Raw genomic sequence first — 23,055 nt, 5'->3', positions numbered from 1 at the left:
GGAGAAGACTGTCAGAAGAAAGGGTAACTCATCGGCCCCGATCAAACTCTTGGGGCAGCCTGATCGGGGTCTATGTTCGGGTTTTCAGATACTCAGCGGCACGCAGGTGCCACTCTTCTGACATGTCTCTCTGTCCCAGGGATGGTGCCGTTTATCAGCTGAGTATCCGCTCATAGCGGGAACGAAATGCTTTTTCCCCTCCCTCCATTTGTCGGCAAATCAGTTCCTTCACCGGCGTCTCCTGAAGCGCTCCACAAAGCCCCGGGTGCAGGCCAGAGCGGTCGTGTTGCATACTGATAACGTATTCCGCATCACCATTGACCACTATTGGGGCAGAATGCGACACGATAATCAGCTGTCGGCGTTTCTTGTTTGCCATGATGGCAGGGATCACGCTCATGCTCAGCATCAGGCAGTCCAGGTCGTCTTCTGGTTGATCCAGCAGGAGGGGATCGGTGCCATATGACAGCAGGAACTGCAACATGCTCGCCCCTTTTTGTCCCGGTGAGGCAGAGGAAATATCTTCCATCCCTCCTCCGGGCGTCTGGTACCGAATGTGGATCCCATCATCCGGATACCAGCATTGCAGGGCATCCAGTTGCGCATCATTCAGACCTTTAAGGCGATTTCTGAAAGCTCCGTGGAGCTCTGACCCTGCTCCCGGCTCCTCGCGATGGATGGCAAGATGCAGAGCTTTAAGCGTATCCAGCGCAAGATATTTGTTTTCCGTTGCCGACGGTAGCGGACTGTACGGGCGCAAGCTGATGAAGCTATGAAGCAGCCCGCTCCCGTCACCATCATCATAGATACGATCGGCAAAGTTGCCGATCCCGGTTACCGCCTGATAACCAGATACGGTGTCTTCGTGCGGGGCACAGAGCGGCAGAATTTTAATTTCCAGCGCGCTGAGAGACAGAGAGGACAGAAACGCCTTCCGCTTTTCCGTCAATACCATCCGGTGGTTACGCATTTCAGCCAGTAATCCTGTGGATCTCGCTGCTGAGGCCGCGATCGTCCCGTCAAGATCGGCGTAATTTCTCAGTTCCGACTTCAGCGACTCACAGCGCGTCATCAGCTCATCGAGGACATTCGGATTGAGTCCCTGTTCTCGTAGCACCATGGCCTCACGTTGTACAGTTTCCTCCTGGTTACGAACCGCCTCTTCCAGTGCGAGAAGAGGGGGTTCCTGCCTAATGGTACTGAGTTCCGCGGCATAGTCCGACAACAGTGTGTCAAGACGCTGGTCATACTTTTGCTGTACGTCAGAAAGACGCGTCATAAATGCTGTCAGTGTCGCAGACGGCTCCACCTGGAGCTCCGGGACTTGTACTGGCTCTTTCTCCTGCGCTCTCAGACCAGCGACATGCTGTTCATGATGCTTCAGAGGAAGCGTTGCCGCAGACAGTTCAGCCCGGGCCGTGGCCAGGCGGGTGCAAACCGGATAGTAAGCGCTCGACCGCAACTGACTGACGGCCCGTTCAGCATCAGACAACTCCCCCTGCAGTTTATCCGCGATCGTCTGGCTGGCCAGGTGACCACGCAGCGTTATTTGCTCATTCAGGTATTCCCTTTCCAGTTGATCCCAGCGCTCTTTCCAGGCGCGTTTGTTGACCACCTGACTCTCGTCACAGACGCGCAGGAATGCCCCTGTGTCTGACGCCAGCTCGTAGAGCATTTTCTGGCTGTATATCGAGAGGGGAAAACGATCTGCTGACCAGTGATTGTCCTGAACCCACTGACCTTCGCTGAAAATATGCAATTCATTACGACCATCGGGTCGCCAGCTGAGCCTAAAATCTGTGCCTTCTTTGCGGAACACACATTCGATGAAAGAATTCGCATCCATGCCCATCCCCGTCTGACTAAACTGGTTCAATTTGTTGCGTTGAGACACAGTCAGCCCTTCGGTTTTTCGCATGGCCAGACGAATACTTTCGATAAGCGTGGATTTACCACTGCCCCGGGAGCCAATCACCGCATTGTAAAACGGGCTAAACTCAACGGAGGCTCCATACTGATCTGCCGGCTGGCAAAGACGGGTCCTGAATGTCAGGCTGCGCAAATGCGAAGCTGGTGCCTCCGGTGGATTATCATCGAACAGCACGCAGTTTTCCGGATCGAGTAATGCGTGCCTGAGACCGTCAAAATCAGGCTCGGACATCTTCAGCCAGCAGGTGCGCACTCCCGCTTGTTCAGGGTGGTGCGCATCTGATCCCCGAAGCCATGGCAAATCCGCAATTAAACGCCGGTGAGTCCCGTTCGTAATATCCTCCTCCCGGTGTCTAATCTCCACTGCATGAGGATTTGACTGAAAAGCGGCCGTCAGTTCCCCCTGATTAGTAAGGCTTGTCAGAACGCCTTTCGCCGCATCAATGTGTGCGAGGATACAAATAGCTTCCGGGTTACGACGGATATTACTGATAATGCCCGCGGGTCCCAGCTGAAGCACAAGATGATGATTGGGGGTTTCACGCGAAATAGGACAGTTGTTGTTGCACTGTGCCAGTAGCCGTTCCACCTCGGCACTGGTGCTCTGGGTGTGCAACACGGCGAGGATATGAACGTTGCCGGTGGCCGTTAGCTCCACCCCGGGAAACAAAGTCAGCGGCCGGAAGTCTGCCAGTTCACCGGAACTGGCGTCCCGGGACATGTTCGCCAGTTCCGCTTTCAACACGTCAATCCATGCCCCACTGTTATGGTCACTGATGACAACACAGTCGACCTGTTGCCGCATGTAAGCCAGCAGCCATTCCCGGGGCTGGAGATCTGGGACTTTGTAGTCATCTGAGGCCGGGGTATGGTTATGAAAATCAAATTTAAACCAGCGTGATCCTACCGTCATTGTTTCTTTTCCATGTGGTGCCTAAGGTATTCCCAATATAGAAGCATTCACCTGGTAATTCAGTAACCGTTATGATTGCTGTTGGCATGAACTTCAGTCGGTCTGGCGGAAAAGTCAGAAGGCAGATAAGACCTTCGTCCACATCGGGGGTCTACATATCGACTGCCTTCAGTGGCTTAAATGGCCATGCTCCCCGCTCTCCTCTTTTGCTGAATTCACTCCTGCGTACTTTTACCGTATCAGCGGAGAACACTTCAGTATGATCCAGTGTTACAGTGGCCAGCGTAGCCAGGCTACTGTCCGTCAACGTAAATTCTTTCGGCAGACCCCATGGACCCTGCCTGACGTTCTCGATGCTACTGAATAATTCGCGGAGATAATCGGGGAGCATTTTGCCGCGCCCGTTAATGATGGCCCGATCACTTTCTGATAGACATCCAGTTTCCGGGTGCTCCCTTGCTATAACCTGCAGGACGCCAGGGAGTCCCGGCCAGTATTTTCCGTCATAACGACAGGTCAGGCCATGGAGTGTTTCATGAAGATAAGAACGGTAAAGCCCATCATTATCTTCAGCCATCTCCATCAGTTCCACGATGTGCGTGGTTCTCTCAAGTGTGAATGCGTTCCGGTTCAGGATCGCATCTCGGGCCAATATCTTCTGTGCCAGTTCACCGGCCTCCTTACTGATAGTCCGGTTCAGTTCTTCAAGCTGGCGATAATCCTCTTTCAATCGGGAAACGATATCAGGCCTACTGAAACGGCCCGCCAGTATGATTTGCTCCAGAAGACAATAGCATTGTTGCCAGGTTAGCGCCTGACGGGCAATATTCTGCCAGACCGACTGCATTTCATTCTCACGACTCAGTAGCCGCTCTATCAGTGGCCATACCGACATCCAGCAAGGACCTGCCAGCAAGTCAGCCTGGTATTGTCTGAGTGTATCAGTGACATCAGTTGCAGTGCTGGTTCGGGTATAACGCATCTTTTTTTCTCCGAAATCTCAGTTGACTCATTATCCATACCAGAGCCAGAACTGTCGGTAACGTAGCGAGATAAATTCCAGTTGACGTACATTACCCGATGTTTTTCTCAAAACCTCCGTCTGCCTCGCGCTCTGGATTTTGAGGGCGTCAGCGAGCTGGAGATTGTCCGGGAGAGAGACTGTATCATCCTGCGTCCCGTCCGGCCGACCTGGTGCTCGTTCGCGCAGCTTGAAAAAGCCGAACCGGACTTTATGACGGAACGTGAGGACGTTGCCTGCGATGAAGGTCGATTTGACCTGTGAACAAGATCTCCATGCTCGACACCAACATCTGCTCGTTTATCATGCGCGAGCAGTCGGAAATGGTGCTGAAGCGCCTGGAGCAGGCGGTGCTGCGCGAACAGCGTATCGTGGTCTCGGCCATCACTTACTCCGAGATGCGCTTTGGCGTCACAGGTCCGAAGGCCTCCCCCCTCCGCGAACAGTTGGTTGACGCGTTCTGTGTGCCGTTCTGACCTGGGACCGCGCAGCGGTAGATGCGACCACGGAGATTAAACTGGTGCTGCGCCTCGCCGGCACCCCGATCGACACCGCTAGCGCCGAGCACGCAATTGCCGCCGGCGCCGTGCTGGTGACGAATAATGCGCTGGAGTTTGAGCGGATACCGACCTTGGTACCTGAGGACTGCGTTAACTAGCGGTCCCTGGTATGTAGTTATGTGAGACTGACTGGCAGAGGTGGTTGCGCCATCAATGAATTCAGTACTGGAAACAGAACAGCACGCGTACATCATGCCATGCGTTCGCTCAGTGTTTTCAACATCCAGTAATGTATAAAATACAGGTTATCAGGCAATTAGTGGAAGGTCATCCTGACTTCTTTTTTTCATATTCTGGTCTTATTTTTAAGAAATATCGGACGGAATCAGATTCCTTCGGGAAACGCTGACGATCGGTGAGTCAGGGAGCAATTCTTGATTCATTTAGAAATTGTCAAAATGGTTTTTCCTTTGGTTTGCGGTTTTCTCGTATGTTGCTAAACTTGTTCTGTTTTATTCTCCGGGCGATACAACACTTTCCGATAGCGATTCCCCTGTATTTTTGTTTAAATAATGAACAGCACCATTAATACCCACACAATAATAATAACAATATAATATCTGACATATTTCCATTACTTTGAGATAATTAACTGATTGCGATCATGTTCTCAAAATGAATATAAGCGTTGATACAAACGTAATATATGCTATTGTTAATATATGATGTTTCTCAGGATACATCTGATATGGTACATACCGTTAAAATTTTAGTTGCTTATATCTAAAATAAACGCCGAAACTTCTCATTATTATCCTTGCATTTTTTAAGGAGAAGAATATGACAGAGCAAAATAATTTCGGTCAATATATAGGCAGTCACCTTGACGATGACGTCACTCTTTCATTACCTGATTTGCGCCAATTACCAGGGCGTTATTGCACTCTGCAGTTGCTGTCCACCCGTCACGGGAATGACCTCTTCCAGGGATGGCACAGTATAGAGGATTCACGTGACTGGACCTATCTTCCGGATGAAAGACCGCCGACAAAACAGGCAACCCACAGTTATATTCAGCAACTCATTCAACAGAAGGGAGTATATCATTACGCCATTATAGAAAATAATTCAGGAAAGGCTGTGGGAACTCTTTCTCTGTATAACCTCGACAATAAAAATGGCGTAGCGGAAATAGGAAGTGTACATCTTACTCCAGTTATCAAACGAACTTCAGTCAGTACAGAAGCAATGTTCCTGTTACTATCATATGTTTTTGATGTGCTTAAATATCGTCGATGTGAATGGCAAACCGACAGACTCAACTCTCAGGGTATGAGATCTGCCGAGAGATTGGGGTTCCAGAAAGAGGGGATACTGCGTAATAAACAAATACTTAAATCAAGGAACGTGGACGTTGTAATGTATTCAATTATTCAGGATGAATGGGAAAGAATATCCAGTGCGATAACTATCTGGCTTAGAACTGTCAACTTCGATGACCGGGGACATCAAATACATCCTTTACGGCATTACCTGGCGACAACAGAGCCCTGACTCTTTTGTTATTGCCCCCAGACGTTACTGGAAAAAGGGAGAATCTGAATGAAAATAATGAATGCAGAGATTGAGAGGCAAATCTGGCATCACAATCTTTCCTATTTATTGCTTGCCCAGCGGGTTCTGAATCATTACGAAGACACAGCCCTGTTTCGGCTAGGTATAGACAAGTGTACCGGAGATAAACTCCTGCAGTTGTCGTTGCCCGAACTGGTTCGTCTTGCTGAACGTCCGGAGCTGATTACCGTACTCAGACTCAGGGATCACCACCAGATAGATGTATTACTCAGTCAGTCCACTGGAATGGGATGAGCTCAGCAGGATTTGCTTAACATCTTACGGACCATTTTCTTCTTTTTTATTCTGGACTGGGAATTCAGTATGTACCCCAATGAATCAGCGATCTGGATTATTTATCCGCAAAAAACATGTCATATAAAGTAAGGGATTTTATTGATTTTATTGTCGATGAAATCGGAACTACTCCTTACTGGAAGTACGGAAAGTAATTCCTGTGAATACGGATTTCAAGAGGGAAAGTATTGTGTATATAAAAATCATCCTGATTAATACAGGATGATTTTTATGATGCTGTTACATGAATATAAATTGACGATACAAATCACTCAGTTCTGTTCTTAATTTTTCTATATCCTTCTCCTCACCTGAATTCTCGATCGCCAGTAATTGCTTTTCTTTAACAGTAATTCTTTCACACAACTCTGATAGCGTTGAACAAAATGCCTCTGTATGAGTGGCAGGATAGACGCTTTCATCCTGTTCAGTACTCCGCTTACGAACTGAAGTCACTGGTTTAATTTGATGTTCCAGGTTATAGGCTATCTGACGTTCCCTGCGATTGTGCGTTTCATCCATCGCCTGTTTCATGGCCGGAGTGATCCTGTTTGCATAGAGTACGGCTTTACCCTCCACATTACGTGCCACACGTCCAATCATCTGAATAAGTGCGTGTGATGAACGTAAAAAACCTGCATGGTCAGCATCAAGTATCGCGACCAGTGAGGCTTCAGGGATGTCGAGTCCTTCACGCAGCAGACTGATGCCGATTAAGACATCAAATTCCCCGGCCCGTAATCCATTGATAATTTCCTGTCTTTCATCTGTTTTGATATCAGAATGCAGATATCGGGACAGGATCCCATTTTCTGTCAGAAAATCATTCAGTTCTTCTGCGGTCTTTTTGGTCAGCACTGTCACCAGGACACGATTGTTTCTGTTGACGCAATGACGGATTTCTTCAAGTAAGTTCTCCACACACTGGTCTTTGCTTCGGACCTCAATTTCGGGATCCAGTAAACCGGTGGGGCGGATAATTTGCTGAACAACATTTTTCTTTGATTTCTGCAATTCATATTTACCTGGGGTTGCGGAAACAAAGACAGTCTGGGGCTTAATCTTCTCAAACTCAGCAAAACTCAGGGGACGATTGTTTTTTGAGGAGGGCAGACGGAAGCCGAAATCGATAAGAGTATCCTTGCGACTCTGATCGCCACTGTACATGGCTGAGATTTGCGGGACCATTACGTGCGATTCATCAACAAAGAGCAGACCATTTTTTGGCAGGTAATCCAGCAGCGTTGTCGGTGGGAGTTCCGGATTTCTGTCGCTGAAATAGCAGGAATAGTTTTCCATACCTGAGCAGTAACCCAGTTCACGGATCATTTCAACATCATTGTTAACGCGTTCGTATAAGCGCTCAGCCTCTATCAGACGATTTGCTTTGTTAAGTTCAGCAACCCGTTTCTCCATGTCAGTAAGAATGCTTTTGGTGGCTGAGGGTATTTTTGCGGTCGGTGTAACAAAGAGTGTTTTGGGTGATATTAAATAATGTTCAATGTCGCCCGTAATTTTCCCACTGACAGGATCAATCCATTTTGCGGATTCTATAACATCATCAAAGAGTTCGACCCTGATGGCCTGATGTTCGGAATCGGCAGGGAATATATCAATAACGTCACCGCGAACCCGGAACATTGCCCGTCCCAGAGTTTTGTCTGTACGGGCATACTGCAGACGTGCCAGTTGATGAATTAACTCCCGCTGGGCGAGTTGTCGTCCTGGGTATACCGGGATCTGGATCTCTCTGTATGCGTCCGGATCACCTAATCCGTATATCGAAGAGACGGAAGCGACGACTATCACATCCTGACGTTCAATCAATGCCTTGGTCGTAGATAACCGTAACCTTTCAAGATGATCGTTGATAGCGGAATCTTTCGGGATAAAGCGGTCACTTCCGGGGATATAGACTTCTGGCTGAAAAAAGTCGTAGTAAGAAACGAAGTATTCGACAGCATTTTCTGGGAAAAACTGCTTCATCTCCAGATAAAGCTGTGCGGTTAACGTCTTGTTAGGAGCCAGTATTAATGTAGGGCGCTGCAAACGGTGTATCACATTCGCCATGGTGAAGGTTTTACCCGAGCCGGTTATCCCCTGAAGTGTCTGATGTGTTGCTCCTGCTTCGACTCCCGCTATCAGTCTGGCTATTGCTTCGGGCTGATCTCCTGACGGGATATAGCCTGAATGTAAAATGAATTTTCCTGTGGACATTATGATCTCTCCTGGTTGGAACGCCCCGGACAGCGTTAACACTACTACACTATAGTTTATGACAACCCGACGTAAGGCATTTATGCCTGACTGAAGAAAAGTTATTTGTTCTGTACCAATAAGTTGGCGTTCTGTTCACTTCTATTGTGTACCGTTAAAGTACGAATGTGCCTGATACAACTCTGTCATCTGTCTGGGTTTGTACATCGTGGGGTCAATATTTTTTCTTGCATAGTATAGGGGGGTATACTATAGTCTCTTCAATCCTGATTAACAGGGACAATCAATGCCACATTCTCCAGAAGAAAAGAAACAGGCGCTTGTCCGGGTACGACGTATCAAAGGTCAGATTGCAGCGCTGGAACAGGCGATTGAAAACGAAGCGGAATGTTCTTCATTGTTGCAGCAACTGGCTTCGGTACGAGGAGCCGTTAAAGGCCTGATGACTGTTGTTCTGGAAAGCTATCTCAGGGAAGAATTTCCCGATACGAACAAAAGAAGGGGGTCGCAGACGAAATCTATCAACGACGCTATTTCCATTGTTCGCTCCTATCTCCGTTAACTCTGCCAGGCAGACGTCTGATGGGGTCAGTAAAAACAGTAATAAAAGGATATGACATATGAAATCACGTGCAGCTGTAGCATTTGCTCCTGGTAAGCCCCTCGAGATCGTTGAAATTGATGTGGAGCCGCCTCGTAAGGGTGAAGTACTGGTAAAAATCACCCATACCGGCGTCTGCCACACTGATGCATTTACCTTGTCCGGTGATGATCCGGAAGGTGTGTTCCCGGCAGTACTGGGTCATGAAGGTGCGGGTGTTGTTGTGGAAGTCGGCGAAGGGGTCACCAGTGTGAAACCTGGCGATCATGTTATTCCGCTTTACACGGCAGAATGCGGCGAGTGTCTGTTCTGTAAATCCGGAAAAACTAACCTGTGTGTCTCTGTTCGCGCCACCCAGGGTAAAGGACTTATGCCTGATGGCACGACCCGTTTCTCTTACAAGGGCCAGCCTCTTTTCCACTATATGGGCTGCTCTACATTCAGTGAGTATACCGTCGTCGCAGAAGTGTCTTTAGCCAAAATTAATCCACAGGCGAATCATGAACATGTCTGTCTGCTGGGTTGTGGCGTAACGACAGGTATCGGTGCGGTTCACAACACTGCGAAAGTACAGCCAGGTGACACGGTTGCTATTTTTGGCCTGGGTGGTATTGGCCTTGCAGCGGTACAGGGCGCGCGTCAGGCAAAAGCGGGTCGTATCTTTGCCATCGATACCAATCCGGAGAAATTTGACCTGGCCCGTTCATTTGGTGCAACTGACTGCATTAACCCGAAAGACTACGACAAACCTATCCAGGACGTTCTCATTGAACTGACAGGCTGGGGTGTCGACCATACATTTGAATGTATCGGTAACGTAAACGTAATGCGTTCTGCACTTGAAGCGGCACACCGTGGCTGGGGTCAGTCCGTCGTTATCGGTGTTGCTGGCGCAGGTAAAGAAATCTCCACTCGTCCATTCCAGCTGGTCACCGGCCGTGTATGGAAGGGTTCTGCCTTTGGTGGTGTTAAAGGTCGTACCCAGCTGCCGGGCATGGTTGAAGATGCGATGAAAGGCGAAATCGATCTCGCACCATTCGTGACTCATACCATGGGCCTTGAAGAGATTAATGACGCCTTCGACCTGATGCATGAAGGCAAATCTATTCGTACAGTGATCCACTACTGATTCAGGTTTCACTGGCGATCTTTCAATATTAGTTTTAAAGGAAACAATCCATGTCCAATCCAGTTATTTCAGGCAATGGCATCTTCTCTCACGTCTTTATCGGTGCTGTAGATGTTCAAAAGTCGGCTGAGTTTTATGACGCCACTTTAGGTGCACTCGGTATCAACAACCTTGGTCCTTTTGGTAATGGCTGGGTGTTGTTTGGCCGTGACAAGCCGGCTTTCATCATTGCCCGTCCTGGCAATGGTGAAGCGCCATCCAGCAATGGTGTGACGATTGGCTTTGCTGCCGCCACGCCTGCTGAAGTTGACGCTTTCCATGCCGCAGGCCTGGCTGCTGGCGGGACTGATGAAGGTCAACCGGGTCCTCGTGGTCATCTGCCAGGTGCTTATGCTGCCTACCTGCGTGATCCGGCTGGTAACAAGATCTGCTCCTATACCTTCATCTGATCGTAGGGTGCATCCGGCACAAATGTTGTACGGTTTGTCAGTCAGGCGAACGGTATGAGTTGTGCCAGCTTATGAAGATCAACCCGCAGACGTTTACGTCTGCGGGTATCTTTCTCGAAGCGTAATGTGACTGGCCGTCAGAAAAAGAGAGAGTCTTATGAAAGAGTCAGCATTATCTGCTATCCGTTCTGAGATGCAATCGCCCGAAACCGTGTACGGGATGCCGGCTCATAAAGACAGAACGGCCGCTGTCAATGAAGTACATGCGCGTCCGCACCTGCTTATCACATCACCACAGACCCTGCTGCAGTTTGCTTTCATGACTAAAGGCGACCAGTCAGGTGACCAGCGGGTCATGGTTGAGCTGTCAGATCGTCTTGGTTTAACACCATCAGAAAATTCAGCCCCCCTGCACGGTATCACGTGGCGGGAAGGCGCTTTGTATTGTGAAAAACACGGTGAGTTTTCCACCTACTTATGGAGTACCACATGCGATCCGCGTGACGGACAGTTAAGGGGAGAGAACCCCTTCCGGCATGGTTTCACGCCACCGGGTTCGGTTATCTGTGGTACCCGTCTGGATATTCTGCCATGGACTGCAGAATCTGAGGCTGCAGTAACGAATTTAGATCCTGTCAGCAGGTGCTATTCAGTAACAGAAAATGGCCGTGCCGCAATTATCTCTGATTTTCGCCAGGATAAAGACGGACTGACACGCATTCTGATACTTGAACGGGACCTGACAGAGGCACAGCTGGGTGCACTGGTTCAGCGGCTGCTTGAGATTGAAAATTATCGCACGCTTGCTTTGCTTTCTTTACCACTGACAAGAACCATGGCCTCTGAACTGAGGCGAGTGGAAAACCGACTGGCTGAAATTACAGAAGAAATGCGCACCGGAGAGCATCGTAAAAATGAACAGTTGCTCTCTGCGTTGACCAATCTTGCCGCAGAACTTGAAGCCGGCGCTGCAGCGAATCTGTACCGGTTTGGCGCAAGCCAGGCCTACTATGAAATTGTTGAGGAAAGGCTGAATACGCTCTCCGAAACGCCGGTTCCAGGCTACTACACCTGGGCTGATTTTTTGCAACGGCGCATTGCCCCAGCCATGCGAACCTGCCGTTCTGTGAAAGAACGACAGGCGAAGCTGTCTGACAAACTCATGCGGGCTATTTCGTTACTTCGCTCCTGGATAGATGTTGAACTGGAACATCAGAACCGTGACCTGCTGGCTTCGATGAATAACCGGGCCAGACAACAGCTACATCTGCAGCAAACCGTTGAAGGATTGTCTGTTGCCGCCATTTCATATTATGTGGTGAGTCTGATTTCGTATCTGGTGAAAGGGGTTCCCGGGATCCACGATGTCATGCCACCTGAACTGGCGGTTGCCATTCTCGTGCCCTTCATTGTGCTCGCGATTTGGTGGGTGGTGCGAAGAATAAGAAACTCGCACACCGACCCTGAACATAACGAAAACCACTCTGACTGAGTTGTTACGTTGTTGCTTAATTGTCCTGTCGTTATACGGAGAAAATCATGGAACGTCTTGAACATCATGCCAGCTTTGATGGGTGGCAGGAAGTTTATCAGCATGAGTCTGGCACGCTTGGCTGCACGATGAAATTTGGTGTTTATACTCCACCCCAGGCGCTTAACGGTAATGTACCGGTACTCTACTGGCTTTCCGGTCTGACCTGTACGGAACAGAATTTTATTACCAAATCGAGCGTTCAGCGTTATGCCGCAGAGCATGGGATCATGATTGTGGCACCAGACACCAGTCCGCGTGGCACTGATATTCCTGATGATCCTGACTACGCTCTCGGTCAGGGGGCAGGATTCTATGTTAATGCAACCCAGGAGCCCTGGGCGACACATTACAAAATGTATGACTATGTGGTAAACGAGCTCCCGTCCCTGATTGAAGAATGGTTCCCGGCGTCTGATAAAAGAAGTATCAGTGGACATTCGATGGGCGGACATGGCGCCCTGATGATTGCGCTCAGAAACCCGGGCCGCTATCAGAGTGTATCCGCATTCTCACCGATCGTCGCACCTTCTCAGGTGCCCTGGGGAGAAAATGCATTGTCTGCTTATCTGGGTGATGATCGGGAATACTGGAAGCAGTACGACACGGTTGAGTTGATCCGTAACGCGCAGGAAAGGCTACCTCTGCTTGTAGATCAAGGACTGAATGATGAGTTTCTGAAGACTCAGCTTCAGCCGGAGAGACTGAAGAGCGTTTGTGAGGACACCGGTCATCCGTTGACGCTTAACCTGCGTCCGGGCCACGATCACAGCTACTACTTTATCTCCAGCTACATTGGCGACCACATTGCACATCATGCAGCAGCACTGACGCGCTAAATTCAGGAATTATGGTTATGGTACATTTCTGCGATCAAAAACATCATGTCGTCGTGATAGGGGCTGGGTTCGGTGGACTCTCCGTTGTCAGAGAACTGGAAGAGCCGGGCGTTTCGATCACAATCATTGACCGGAGTAACCACCATCTGTTTCAGCCTTTACTTTATCAGGTCGCTGGCGCATCACTGCCATCAGCAGAAATTGCCTGGCCCGTTCGCTCTCTGTTTCGTCATCGTGAGGATGTACGTACCCTGATGGCCGAGGTCCAGGATGTGGATACCGATTCACGGGAGGTTCTGCTGAAAGATGGTTCCCGAATTGATTATGACACGCTTGTCGTTGCCACTGGGGCCACGCACGCTTATTTCGGTCATGATGAGTGGGAACAGTTTGCACCGGGACTGAAGAACCTGGATGATGCCACGACCCTGCGCGCACGGATCCTTTCCGCTTTTGAACAAGCTGAGAATACCACTGATCCCGCGTTACGGGCTGCCTACCAGACATTCGTCATTGTCGGGGGGGGACCGACAGGCGTTGAGCTGTCCGGGACCATTGCCGAACTGGCAAGGAAAACGCTGAAAAATGATTTCCGTTCTATTGATCCGACAGAGACCAGAATTATTCTGGTTGAAGCCGGACAACGATTGCTCACTGCTTTCCCGGAGTCATTATCGGAATATACCCGTCAGTCCCTGGAGAAACTGGGAGTGGAAGTCAGTTTTGGCCAACCGGTAACGGAATGCTCTGCCGAAGGCGTAGTATATGGTGGGCAACCTCTTCCTGCCAAAACGATCATCTGGGCAGCAGGCGTCACTGCTTCTCCGGCTGCACGCTGGCTCAAGACGGAAGCTGATCGGGCTGGTCGGGTTATCGTGGGAGCTGATCTCACGCTCCCGTTACACCCTGAAATATTTGTAATAGGTGATACCGCGGCCGTGACCGGAGAGGACGGCAGGATGATCCCGGGCATTGCTCCGGCCGCAAAACAGGAAGGACAGTATGTGGCTAAACTGATCCAGTCCCGTTTAAAGGATGAAAAACCTGACCTGAAACCTTTCCGGTACCGGCATCAGGGGAACCTAGCGACCATAGGTCGCGGACTGGCTGTGGTTGATATGGGACGGTTAAAACTCCGGGGAGCCATGGCGTGGTGGTTCTGGAAAATTATCCACCTGTATTTTTTGATCGGAACCAGAAACCGGCTGAGTGTCGCTATCAGCTGGATCTGGAACCACAGTATCGGATACAGGGGAGCCCGCATTATCACGGGAGGTAAATCACCTGCTCCGGATAAGAGTGCGGTCCATTCCCGCTCAGAAGAGTGATACCTGAACCTTACTGATGCCGCTGAAACATCAGCGGCATTCCTTATTTAATCACCGGCGCCGGCGCAGGCTATTCGCTTACTGCTGCATAAATCCCTTTTGTCATTATTCCTTCTTAACTAATGGTTCGGCACATCGGTTAACGCCATTCAACGTAACCAGCGTCAGAAGTAAAGTTGATTTACGTATTACAGGATTAAACTATGTCAAAGAAACTTTTTGGTGCCCCCCCAACCCTGACAGACGCCAGTAATTCTGTTGTGGTACGTGGTGCCAGGGAGCACAACCTTAAAGAGGTGGATGTCTCTGTTCCGCGTGATGCACTTGTTGTCTTTTCGGGGGTCTCTGGTTCCGGTAAGTCTTCACTGGCTTTTGGAACCATTTATGCTGAGGCGCAACGACGCTACTTTGAATCGGTTGCCCCGTATGCGCGGCGCCTCATTGATCAGGCCGGTGTTCCGGATGTGGATGCCATTGATGGACTCCCCCCTGCAGTTGCCCTTCAACAACAGCGAGGAACCAGCAACGCACGCTCTTCTGTCGGCAGTGTGACCACCTTATCGAGCCTGGTGCGCATGATGTATTCCCGGGCGGGAGCCTATCCGGCAGAACAACCTATGCTCTATGCTGAGGATTTTTCTCCTAACACGCCTCAGGGAGCATGTCCATCCTGCCATGGTCTCGGACATATCTATGATGTGACAGAAGCACTGATGGTACCTGATCCGTCACTCAGTATCCGGGACAGAGCCATTGCCTCCTGGCCACCTGCCTGGCACGGACAAAATCTTCGCGACATTCTGGTGACACTGGGCTATGACGTCGATATCCCCTGGAAAGAGTTATCTGAAGAAGAGCGACACTGGATCCTGTTTACTGAAGATACCCCAACGGTGCCGGTCTACCCCGGGCTCAGCCCGGAAGACACACGTGTCGCAGTCAGGGAAAAAATGACTCCGGGTTATATGGGGACGTTTACAGGGGCGCGACGTTATGTTCTGCATACCTTTGCACACACCCAAAGTGCACTGATGAGGAAACGCGTCTCCAGTTTTATGGAAGGAAAACTGTGTCCTGTCTGCCACGGAAAAAGGCTTAAACCGGAATCATTGTCAGTCACTTTTGCTGGTGTGGACATCGGTGAGTTTATGCAGATGCCTTTAGACCAGCTGGCAGAGTTGCTTCTTCCTATCTCCCGGGGGGATTTCAGTACGCATCATGCCGGGGCTGATACTGACAGGGATATCACCCGCCGGGATCGGACAGAACGCGCCGGTTCCGGCAGGGCAGTCCATTCTGTAACGCCGGATGTCCGCCGGACCTCAGCATTATCGACAGAGAAACGACTGGCTGCTCAACGACTGACCAGAGGTGTTATGGACCGGCTGTATCAGTTGCAGAAACTGGGACTTGGTTATCTGACATTAGACAGAACAACGCCAACACTCTCCGCAGGGGAACTCCAGCGATTGCGTCTTGCCACTCAGCTTAGCTCCATGTTGTTTGGGGTCGTCTATGTTCTCGATGAACCATCAGCAGGCCTGCACCCTGCAGACAGCCATGCACTTTACGATGCTCTGGAGAACCTGCGGGATGCCGGAAACTCAGTGTTTGTCGTTGAGCATGATCTTGACCTGATGCGACGGGCGCAATGGCTGGTTGATGTGGGACCCGCTGCAGGAGAACAGGGCGGTCATATTCTCTACAGTGGTGTACCTGAAGGTCTGAAAGCTATTGCTGAATCCAGAACGGCACGGTATTTGTTTGATGAAATCAGGCCACCACAATCATACGCCCGACAGCCAGCAGGATGGTTAAAATTACAGGATATTCACCGTCACAACCTGAAGGGACTGGACGCCTGTATTCCTCTGGGGGTACTGACCGCTGTTACAGGTATTTCGGGTTCCGTAGTTGTGATTGAACACGATATGCGTGCAGTCGTGCAGGCTGACTGGGTTATGGACATTGGTCCCGGAGCAGGTCATGAGGGAGGCAACCTGGTTGCAGAAGGTACACCCGCCCAGGTATCACTGGTTTGTGAAAGCCGCACGGCACCGTTTATTGCCCGGGAGTTGTCACGGAACTGGTAAAAGGACAGTGTCGTCATAGCGTGAATGACGACACTGTCACGCTACTGGTATATCCCCTGAACATTTTACCTGTCATTGTGACAACCTGAAAAAATACGTGATAAGAAACCTGTTGTACCAGGGCACAGCAAAAACACCAAATCTAATCCAGTGTTAAACATCACTGTTATGCAGGTGGTAAGGAGAACCTGATGAAACTATTTACGATTGGTTTCACACAATCTTCGGCGGAGCATTTTTTTACGCGCCTGAAGGAATCCGGAGCAAGACGTATTCTGGATGTGCGTCTCAATAATCGCTCTCAGCTGGCAGGTTTTGCAAAACAGGACGATCTGAAGTTCTTTGCCCATACTCTATGTGATATCGATTACGCACATATGCCAGATCTTGCCCCGACGCGGGAAATGTTTGAGCGATACAAATTACAGAAAGGAGACTGGGAGATATATTCTTCGGATTTCATCGATCTGATTACAAAAAGACATATCGAATCGCTCGAAAAGAGTCAGTTTGCTGATGCTTGCTTATTGTGTAGCGAACATAAACCACATCATTGCCACAGACGGCTGGTTGCTGAGTACCTGGCAGATAAATGGCCTGATGTCACTATCATGCATTTATAGTGGCTGGGTTGTGTCTGTACGCCCGAACACCAGAACACAGCTCCCACAGACTATGACGGTACCAGACGATATTCGGACAAAAGGAAGAGGATTTAGCCTGCTAAAGCAATATGGGCTAACAGGAAGCGACTTGATATCGAAAATCTGTGTTTGCGACGCGCTTTTTTTGACCATGCTTTTGGGCTAATATCACACCCTTCAGTCTGTATTTTGCCAATAATATAACCAGTTGTTTTATTTTATAAATAAAGCTTATCGGTATGTGCTCTGTTATGTTTGTATACTACACGGGAGGTATACATTCATTGATCGGATAATGCATACTCCGACGCAGTATATCAACTTAAAGATAGTGAGGTAAGAAATGCCCAGTACTCCGGAAGAGAAAAAAAAGGTACTGACACGGGTTCGCCGCATCAGAGGGCAGATTGATGCTCTGGAAAGAGCACTTGAAAATGGTGCTGAATGCCGCGCCATTCTCCAGCAAATTGCTGCCGTTCGTGGCGCATCTAACGGATTGATGGCTGAGGTTCTGGAGAGTCACATACGAGAAACCTTTGACCAGAATGACAGCTATAGCCATGAAGTCAGTAAATCAGTTGACGATACGATTGAACTGGTTCGCGCCTATCTTAAATAGCAACTGACCGGTAAACCCGGTCACTGCTGGATGTCATTATGAACACCAACCGAACGGCATAGTCAGTCCACAGGTACTACTCATTCCCTGACTATGTCCCAGGAGTCCAGTGTCGTTCAGCCAAAACTAATTTCTGCTTTGTATACCACTACGACAAATGCTGTCATCAGTTCAGGTGCGATAATTTCGTTATCATGCGCAGTACATACTGCCCTGAGTTTTCTGATCCAGTAATCATTCTCGGCACCAGTGTTCCAGGTGCCGCCTCGCCCTACAGATATCTGTAATTGTAAACCGTCGCAAGACCGGTCCAGGCGATAGGGCAGAATCGCCCACTGTTCGGAAAACCAGTACTAACTGACAGTTCTGGTACTGGGGGCTGGTCACAGCACTGTATAGGCCAATTCTGTGCGGCGTTGTCACCTGACCTGTCTGAAGAAATTTCCCGCACGCAACAGGTTACTACTCAGAAGTGATAACCCAAGTCCTCATCAAACATCAAAAAATATTTTCAGATAAAAATCAAGTGTTTATAATTTTTTAATCCTTATCAACAGTATTGGTATTGCCAGTTACTATACTGCCGTATAGTATATGAAGCAGATAATGTACACACAGAAACAACAAGGCTATCAAGATTTAAAATGCCCTCTCTAATATTTAAACTGACGAAAGGATATTAACTATGAGTAATGTATTTTATATGCCGCCTGTAACCCTAATGGGACTGAATGCTATTCGTCTTTTAGGGGATGAACTTGTTTCAAGGGAGTTAAAAAAGGCGCTGATCGTCACTGACCGTGTTTTGGTTGACACCGGACTGGTTAACAAACTGACAGATGAGCTTGAGGTGCATAAAATTAGTTATGCAATATTTGATGGTGTTCAACCTAATCCAACAGAGAAAAATATTGATGACGGTTTAGCCTTGCTTGCAAAAAGTAATGCTGATTTTGTCATTTCCTTTGGTGGGGGGTCTTCTCACGATACAGCTAAAGGTATTGCATTGGTGGCCACTAATGGTGGGCATATTCGGGATTACTCGAAAGGTGTGCATCTGTCCAAAAAACCACAATTACCATTAGTTACTGTAAATACGACAGCGGGTACGGCATCGGAAATGACCGTATTTGCAATCGTCACTAACCAGGAAGATGAAACTAAATACCCGGTAGTGGATAAGCACTTTACGCCTATCATTGCGGTTAACGATTCTGAACTTATGGTCGCAATGCCTGCGTTCCTTACGGCAACTACAGGTATGGATGCCTTAACTCATGCAATTGAAGCGTATGTATCAACAGCAGCTACGCCTGTTACTGATGCTTGTGCTATCAAAGCAATTGAAATTATTGTTAATAATCTTAAAGACGTTGTAGATGATGGCCAAAACCGCAAAGCACGTGATGCAATGCAATATGGTGAATATCTGGCTGGAATGGCATTTTCAAACGCGTCTCTTGGTTATGTCCATTCAATGGCTCACCAGTTAGGTGGCGTTTATAATCTGTCTCACGGTTTGTGTAATGCGATCCTGCTGGGTGAAGTATCCCGATTTAATGCGAAAAAGGTTCCCGATCGTTTTGTTGAAATCGCCCGGGCAATGGGGATTGATGTCTCAACAATGACTCAGGAGCAGGCCATTAATTCTGCTATCGAAGCAATTGAGATGTTGTCGCAAAAAGTCGGTACGAATCAACGCCTGGCTGATCTTGGTGTAACGGAGGATAAACTTGCATTTATGGCACAAAATGCACTAAATGATGCTTGTTCTTTAACCAATCCTCGTCAGGCAAGCCTTTCGGAGATTATTGAGCTCTACAAAGCTCGTATGTAAGCATTCTCCTTTTTACACCGTTATCTGAATTATATCTGAAGGAAAGTTGTACAAGTTCATGGTCAGAAATTTAAATCACTTCTGACCAGAGAAATTGGCCATAAACATGTCTTTTTGATACTAAGAAAATCGGGTTACCTCTGGTAACCCGATTTAAACGTTAGTGCGTTTTCATCCCAGCGGCTGTCATTAGCAATTTGAATATTGTAGCAACGACCCCCAACGCCATTACACTGACAGCCCAGATAATCACCAGCCACATCAATTTTTTCCAGAATGGACGAGGTGTTTCATCAACGGTTTTCATTTAAGTTTCTCCATTGACCTCACCATTAGTGATAACCGTCGCCAGTTTTTACCTTCCCCCGGAATACATAGTAACTCCAGCAGGTGTACATCAGGATTACAGGGATAATCAACAAGCCACCTATTAGCATAAAGCCCTGGCTCTGAGGAGGTGACGCTGCCTGCCAGATGGTTACAGAAGGCGGTATGATATATGGCCAGATACTGATCCCAAGACCACTGAAACCAAGGAAGATTAATCCTAACGTCAGCATAAAGGGACCAAAGCTGGATCGACGGCTATAAACACTGCGAACGATACCCCAGCAACAAACAAGGACCAGCAATGGTACAGGCAGGAAAAAGATGACATTTGGCATACTGAACCAGCGACTGGCAATCTCAGGATGAGTCAATGGGGTCCAGACACTGATAATTGCAATAACTGCCAGTAAACCAAGGGTTAACGGAGTTGCAAGCTCTGACATCCTGCGATGAAGCGAGTCTTCTGTTTTCATAATCAGCCAGGTGCAACCCAGCAGGGCATAGGCCAGAACCAGTCCCAATCCGCAGAACAGAGGGAACGGGGCAAGCCAAACCAATGCAGAACCGCTAAATGTACGTCCGGACACACTCAATCCATTTAATAAGGTTCCGACTGCAACACCCTGACTGAAAGTGGCCAGTACAGAGCCGACGATAAATGCTTTGTCCCAGATAGGTCGATGTTCCGGAATTGCTTTAAAACGAAACTCGAAGGCCACACCACGAAAGATAAGCCCAAGTAACATTGCGGTAAGCGGAATACTAAGAGCATCAATGATAACCGCGTAAGCCAGAGGAAACGCGCCGTACAATGCCGCTCCCCCCAGTACCATCCAGGTTTCGTTGCCATCCCATACAGGCGCAACGGTATTCATCATTGTATCGCGATCGACATCGTGCTTATGAAACGGGAACAAAATACCGATTCCCAGATCAAATCCATCCATCACTATATACATCAACGTAGCGAAGACGATGATGACAAACCAGATAATTGACAGATCAATACCCATTATTTGTCTCTCCCACGTGTTGCCAAACCCTCATTTACCGCTGACAGAGGACGGGCAGGTGTTCCATCCGTTACTTCCTGATGCTCCTCAGCATGTACAGGCCCTTTTTTGATCAGACGTACGAGATATATATAACCGACGCCAAAGACTGAGGTGTAAACAAGCAGAAACGCCAGTAAGCTGATTGACATATGTAAATCGCCATGTGCAGAAACAGCATCTTTCGTTCGCTGTACGCCATAAACGACCCATGGTTGACGACCTATTTCAGTTGTGAACCAACCGGCCAGTAACGCAATCAGTCCCGAAGGCCCCATGAAGAGAGAAAAATAGAGGAACGGTTTAGATGTATAGAGACGTTTCCGCCAGCGAAGCCATACGCTGACCACCCCGAGAAGAATCATCAGCATCCCTAAGCCAGCCATTACGCGGAAAGACCAGAATATGATAGTGGAGTTAGGACGATCTTCTTTAGGGAAACTCTTCAGGGCAGGCACCTGCTTATCAAGGCTGTGTGTAAGGATAATACTGCCAAGATAAGGGACCTCTATTTTGTACTTCGTCTCTTCTGCATTCATATCTGGCAGGCCAAACAGAACCAGAGGGGTTGCTTCACCAGGTTTATTTTCCCAGTGTCCTTCAATCGCAGCGATTTTTGCCGGCTGGTGCTCAAGAGTATTCAGACCATGCGCATCACCGATAACGGCCTGGATCGGGGAAACGATTAATGCCATCCACAATGCCATAGAGAACATTTTGCGAATCGCGGGAGTATCATTGCCTTTTAGCAGATGCCATGCTGCTGATGCTCCGACAAAAAAAGCGCTTGCAAGGAAAGCCGCAGTGGACATATGTAACAGGCGGAACGGGAAGGAAGGGTTAAAGATAATTTTCAGCCAGTCTACAGGGATAACAACACCATTCTCGATGGCATAACCCTGTGGAGTCTGCATCCAGCTATTGGATGACAGGATCCAGAACGTGGAAAACAGTGTCCCCAGCGCCACCATACAGGTAGCAAAGAAGTGCAGACCGGGGCCAACACGATTCCAGCCAAACAGCATGACACCAAGGAAACCCGCTTCAAGGAAGAACGCAGTCAGAACTTCGTAGGTCAGCAATGGACCGGTGATACTCCCTGCAAACTGTGAGAAGCCACTCCAGTTGGTACCAAACTGATAAGCCATAACCAGACCGGAAACAACACCCATACCAAAGTTTACTGCAAAAATTTTTGACCAGAAGTGATAGAGCTCCTTGTAAGTGTCATTTCGTGTCTTTAACCATAACCCTTCGAGCACGGCCAGGAAACTGGCCAGACCAATGGTTATTGCTGGGAAAATAATGTGGAAGGAAACAGTAAATGCAAACTGTATCCTGGCCAAATGGAAGGCATCTAATCCGAACATAGTTCACCTTAACCCCGATAATACACTGATAATTAATTATTTCTTATCAAATCAGAGCCTTGATGAGAAATTTCGACTATTGAAAACAATCATTTTTTTGTATGAGATAAAAACTCACTTGCAAGTACATTGTTAAGCACATGATTAAATGTGTCCAATAAGTTGCAATAATGTAGTGATAGATGAGGTCGATTACAAAAATGCAGGATTTTCGTTATTGTGTCAGTAAGCACGATCATTCCTGATACTGCACGATACAAATAGTGTTGAGAGTAATTCTTAATAGTGGGGATTTATTTGTAACTTACTGAAAAATTTAGGTGATTAGATGTTTCTGTAATATGCATACCGTCCGGTTTTGACCACTGATACACGAAGAAATCAATATGCTCGTGCATTCTACCAGGTATATTCTGGTGTCCTAGCTAAGGATATTAAATCTCATTTTTTAAACAACAAATTATTTCATATACATATGGATTAGATTTTTGCTCTGGTATCAGAAGTAGATGTCACAAACAAAGGAATAAATAATCGACAAGGAACTGACTACCGTCGACAGACCGCGGGAGGTGTTCAGGATCAGCTGCATTGATGAGTTCCGGACCCTACAGGCAAATGACCCCATTCTGGTTATGCCGAAGTATCCGGACCCTTGAGGCGTTTTTCTGGCGAGACAATTATTTTAACAGTCAGAGACCAGAGGCACTCCTCAGCTATCAGTTCAGTCCGGAGCAGGTCC

Annotated in this window: 19 protein-coding genes and 1 pseudogene; 14 read left to right on the top strand and 6 right to left on the bottom strand. The window is 48.3% G+C overall.

Annotation, left to right across the window (positions count from 1 at the left end; translation table 11 throughout):
* Positions 1-154: 154 nt before the first annotated feature.
* A complete protein-coding gene (gene ppl / locus ACQG1K_RS24815; protein WP_087761875.1) occupies positions 155-2,842 on the bottom strand; it encodes an anti-phage protein Ppl in 2,688 nt (895 codons plus the stop codon).
* Between the two features lie 151 nt (positions 2,843-2,993).
* Entirely contained in the window at positions 2,994-3,824 is an 831-nt protein-coding gene (locus tag ACQG1K_RS24810) for a hypothetical protein (protein WP_050886234.1), read from the bottom strand.
* A gap of 81 nt (positions 3,825-3,905) precedes the next feature.
* On the opposite strand from ACQG1K_RS24810, the gene vapB reads away from it, so the two are divergent.
* From vapB to ACQG1K_RS24790, 4 genes and pseudogenes are all read left to right on the top strand, one after another.
* Positions 3,906-4,127, top strand: coding sequence for a type II toxin-antitoxin system VapB family antitoxin (gene vapB / locus ACQG1K_RS24805; RefSeq protein ID WP_050886233.1), 222 nt, complete (start codon positions 3,906-3,908; stop codon positions 4,125-4,127).
* A pseudogene (locus ACQG1K_RS24800) lies at positions 4,124-4,521 on the top strand (type II toxin-antitoxin system VapC family toxin). The gene vapB and the pseudogene ACQG1K_RS24800 overlap by 4 nt, the downstream one beginning before the upstream one ends.
* 682 nt (positions 4,522-5,203) lie before the next feature.
* Positions 5,204-5,917: a GNAT family N-acetyltransferase gene (locus tag ACQG1K_RS24795; protein ID WP_050886232.1), complete on the top strand. Its 714-nt coding sequence runs from the start codon at positions 5,204-5,206 to the stop codon at positions 5,915-5,917.
* 48 nt (positions 5,918-5,965) lie between these two features.
* Entirely contained in the window at positions 5,966-6,232 is a 267-nt protein-coding gene (locus tag ACQG1K_RS24790) for a flagellar transcriptional regulator FlhD (RefSeq protein ID WP_000699996.1), read from the top strand.
* Positions 6,233-6,514: 282 nt separating this feature from the next.
* Here the strand turns inward: ACQG1K_RS24790 and uvrB are convergent, their stop codons facing one another.
* The gene (gene uvrB / locus ACQG1K_RS24785) at positions 6,515-8,491 is read right to left on the bottom strand and encodes an excinuclease ABC subunit UvrB (protein ID WP_050886231.1); all 1,977 of its coding nucleotides are present in this window, start codon (positions 8,489-8,491) and stop codon (positions 6,515-6,517) included.
* Positions 8,492-8,777: 286 nt separating this feature from the next.
* On the opposite strand from uvrB, the gene frmR (ACQG1K_RS24780) reads away from it, so the two are divergent.
* From frmR (ACQG1K_RS24780) to ACQG1K_RS24735, 10 genes are all read left to right on the top strand, one after another.
* Positions 8,778-9,053, top strand: coding sequence for a formaldehyde-responsive transcriptional repressor FrmR (gene frmR / locus ACQG1K_RS24780; protein WP_001120775.1), 276 nt, complete (start codon positions 8,778-8,780; stop codon positions 9,051-9,053).
* 58 nt (positions 9,054-9,111) lie between these two features.
* Entirely contained in the window at positions 9,112-10,221 is a 1,110-nt protein-coding gene (locus ACQG1K_RS24775) for an S-(hydroxymethyl)glutathione dehydrogenase/class III alcohol dehydrogenase (RefSeq protein ID WP_000842119.1), read from the top strand.
* A gap of 50 nt (positions 10,222-10,271) precedes the next feature.
* Entirely contained in the window at positions 10,272-10,670 is a 399-nt protein-coding gene (locus ACQG1K_RS24770) for a VOC family protein (RefSeq protein WP_000070400.1), read from the top strand.
* Positions 10,671-10,827: 157 nt separating this feature from the next.
* Complete coding sequence (locus ACQG1K_RS24765; protein WP_042630902.1) at positions 10,828-12,162, top strand: DUF3422 family protein; 1,335 nt, start codon at positions 10,828-10,830, stop codon at positions 12,160-12,162.
* Positions 12,163-12,209: 47 nt separating this feature from the next.
* A complete protein-coding gene (gene fghA / locus ACQG1K_RS24760; RefSeq protein WP_042630903.1) occupies positions 12,210-13,040 on the top strand; it encodes an S-formylglutathione hydrolase in 831 nt (276 codons plus the stop codon).
* Between the two features lie 17 nt (positions 13,041-13,057).
* Positions 13,058-14,368, top strand: a complete 1,311-nt coding sequence (locus ACQG1K_RS24755; protein WP_042630904.1) for an NAD(P)/FAD-dependent oxidoreductase — start codon at positions 13,058-13,060, stop codon at positions 14,366-14,368.
* Between the two features lie 203 nt (positions 14,369-14,571).
* Entirely contained in the window at positions 14,572-16,461 is a 1,890-nt protein-coding gene (locus tag ACQG1K_RS24750; RefSeq protein WP_426759515.1) for a hypothetical protein, read from the top strand.
* 191 nt (positions 16,462-16,652) lie between these two features.
* Entirely contained in the window at positions 16,653-17,084 is a 432-nt protein-coding gene (locus ACQG1K_RS24745; RefSeq protein WP_047402202.1) for a DUF488 family protein, read from the top strand.
* Between the two features lie 364 nt (positions 17,085-17,448).
* Positions 17,449-17,724, top strand: coding sequence for a formaldehyde-responsive transcriptional repressor FrmR (frmR, locus tag ACQG1K_RS24740; protein WP_050886229.1), 276 nt, complete (start codon positions 17,449-17,451; stop codon positions 17,722-17,724).
* Between the two features lie 685 nt (positions 17,725-18,409).
* Positions 18,410-19,561 carry an iron-containing alcohol dehydrogenase gene (locus ACQG1K_RS24735; protein ID WP_050886228.1) on the top strand — a complete coding sequence of 384 codons (1,152 nt, stop codon included), beginning with the start codon at positions 18,410-18,412 and terminating at the stop codon, positions 19,559-19,561.
* A 160-nt stretch (positions 19,562-19,721) separates the two neighbouring features.
* Here the strand turns inward: ACQG1K_RS24735 and ACQG1K_RS24730 are convergent, their stop codons facing one another.
* From ACQG1K_RS24730 to ACQG1K_RS24720, 3 genes are read right to left on the bottom strand one after another with little or no spacing between them, the layout of a single operon-like run.
* The gene (locus ACQG1K_RS24730) at positions 19,722-19,868 is read right to left on the bottom strand and encodes a DUF2474 domain-containing protein (RefSeq protein ID WP_000859348.1); all 147 of its coding nucleotides are present in this window, start codon (positions 19,866-19,868) and stop codon (positions 19,722-19,724) included.
* Between the two features lie 25 nt (positions 19,869-19,893).
* Complete coding sequence (cydB, locus tag ACQG1K_RS24725) at positions 19,894-20,904, bottom strand: cytochrome d ubiquinol oxidase subunit II (RefSeq protein WP_096489976.1); 1,011 nt, start codon at positions 20,902-20,904, stop codon at positions 19,894-19,896.
* Positions 20,904-22,313 carry a cytochrome ubiquinol oxidase subunit I gene (locus ACQG1K_RS24720; RefSeq protein WP_098140619.1) on the bottom strand — a complete coding sequence of 470 codons (1,410 nt, stop codon included), beginning with the start codon at positions 22,311-22,313 and terminating at the stop codon, positions 20,904-20,906. Before ACQG1K_RS24720 ends, cydB begins: the two co-directional genes overlap by 1 nt.
* Positions 22,314-23,055: the final 742 nt, after the last annotated feature.

Origin of the sequence: Enterobacter cloacae complex sp. 402C9 (assembly GCF_050030745.1) — a bacterium.
Taxonomy (GTDB): Bacteria; Pseudomonadota; Gammaproteobacteria; order Enterobacterales; family Enterobacteriaceae; genus Enterobacter; species Enterobacter intestinihominis.
Note: the sequence above shows the minus strand (reverse complement) of the source record. Positions and strands in the feature narration are given on the sequence as shown.

Coding starts and splice junctions, on each gene's coding strand:
- ppl (WP_087761875.1), bottom strand. CDS start 2,842: ATGACGGTAGGATCACGCTGGTTTAAATTTGATTTTCATAACCATACC.
- ACQG1K_RS24810 (WP_050886234.1), bottom strand. CDS start 3,824: ATGCGTTATACCCGAACCAGCACTGCAACTGATGTCACTGATACACTC.
- ACQG1K_RS24795 (WP_050886232.1), top strand. CDS start 5,204: ATGACAGAGCAAAATAATTTCGGTCAATATATAGGCAGTCACCTTGAC.
- ACQG1K_RS24790 (WP_000699996.1), top strand. CDS start 5,966: ATGAAAATAATGAATGCAGAGATTGAGAGGCAAATCTGGCATCACAAT.
- uvrB (WP_050886231.1), bottom strand. CDS start 8,491: ATGTCCACAGGAAAATTCATTTTACATTCAGGCTATATCCCGTCAGGA.
- frmR (WP_001120775.1), top strand. CDS start 8,778: ATGCCACATTCTCCAGAAGAAAAGAAACAGGCGCTTGTCCGGGTACGA.
- ACQG1K_RS24775 (WP_000842119.1), top strand. CDS start 9,112: ATGAAATCACGTGCAGCTGTAGCATTTGCTCCTGGTAAGCCCCTCGAG.
- ACQG1K_RS24770 (WP_000070400.1), top strand. CDS start 10,272: ATGTCCAATCCAGTTATTTCAGGCAATGGCATCTTCTCTCACGTCTTT.
- ACQG1K_RS24765 (WP_042630902.1), top strand. CDS start 10,828: ATGAAAGAGTCAGCATTATCTGCTATCCGTTCTGAGATGCAATCGCCC.
- fghA (WP_042630903.1), top strand. CDS start 12,210: ATGGAACGTCTTGAACATCATGCCAGCTTTGATGGGTGGCAGGAAGTT.
- ACQG1K_RS24755 (WP_042630904.1), top strand. CDS start 13,058: ATGGTACATTTCTGCGATCAAAAACATCATGTCGTCGTGATAGGGGCT.
- ACQG1K_RS24750 (WP_426759515.1), top strand. CDS start 14,572: ATGTCAAAGAAACTTTTTGGTGCCCCCCCAACCCTGACAGACGCCAGT.
- ACQG1K_RS24745 (WP_047402202.1), top strand. CDS start 16,653: ATGAAACTATTTACGATTGGTTTCACACAATCTTCGGCGGAGCATTTT.
- frmR (WP_050886229.1), top strand. CDS start 17,449: ATGCCCAGTACTCCGGAAGAGAAAAAAAAGGTACTGACACGGGTTCGC.
- ACQG1K_RS24735 (WP_050886228.1), top strand. CDS start 18,410: ATGAGTAATGTATTTTATATGCCGCCTGTAACCCTAATGGGACTGAAT.
- ACQG1K_RS24730 (WP_000859348.1), bottom strand. CDS start 19,868: ATGAAAACCGTTGATGAAACACCTCGTCCATTCTGGAAAAAATTGATG.
- cydB (WP_096489976.1), bottom strand. CDS start 20,904: ATGGGTATTGATCTGTCAATTATCTGGTTTGTCATCATCGTCTTCGCT.
- ACQG1K_RS24720 (WP_098140619.1), bottom strand. CDS start 22,313: ATGTTCGGATTAGATGCCTTCCATTTGGCCAGGATACAGTTTGCATTT.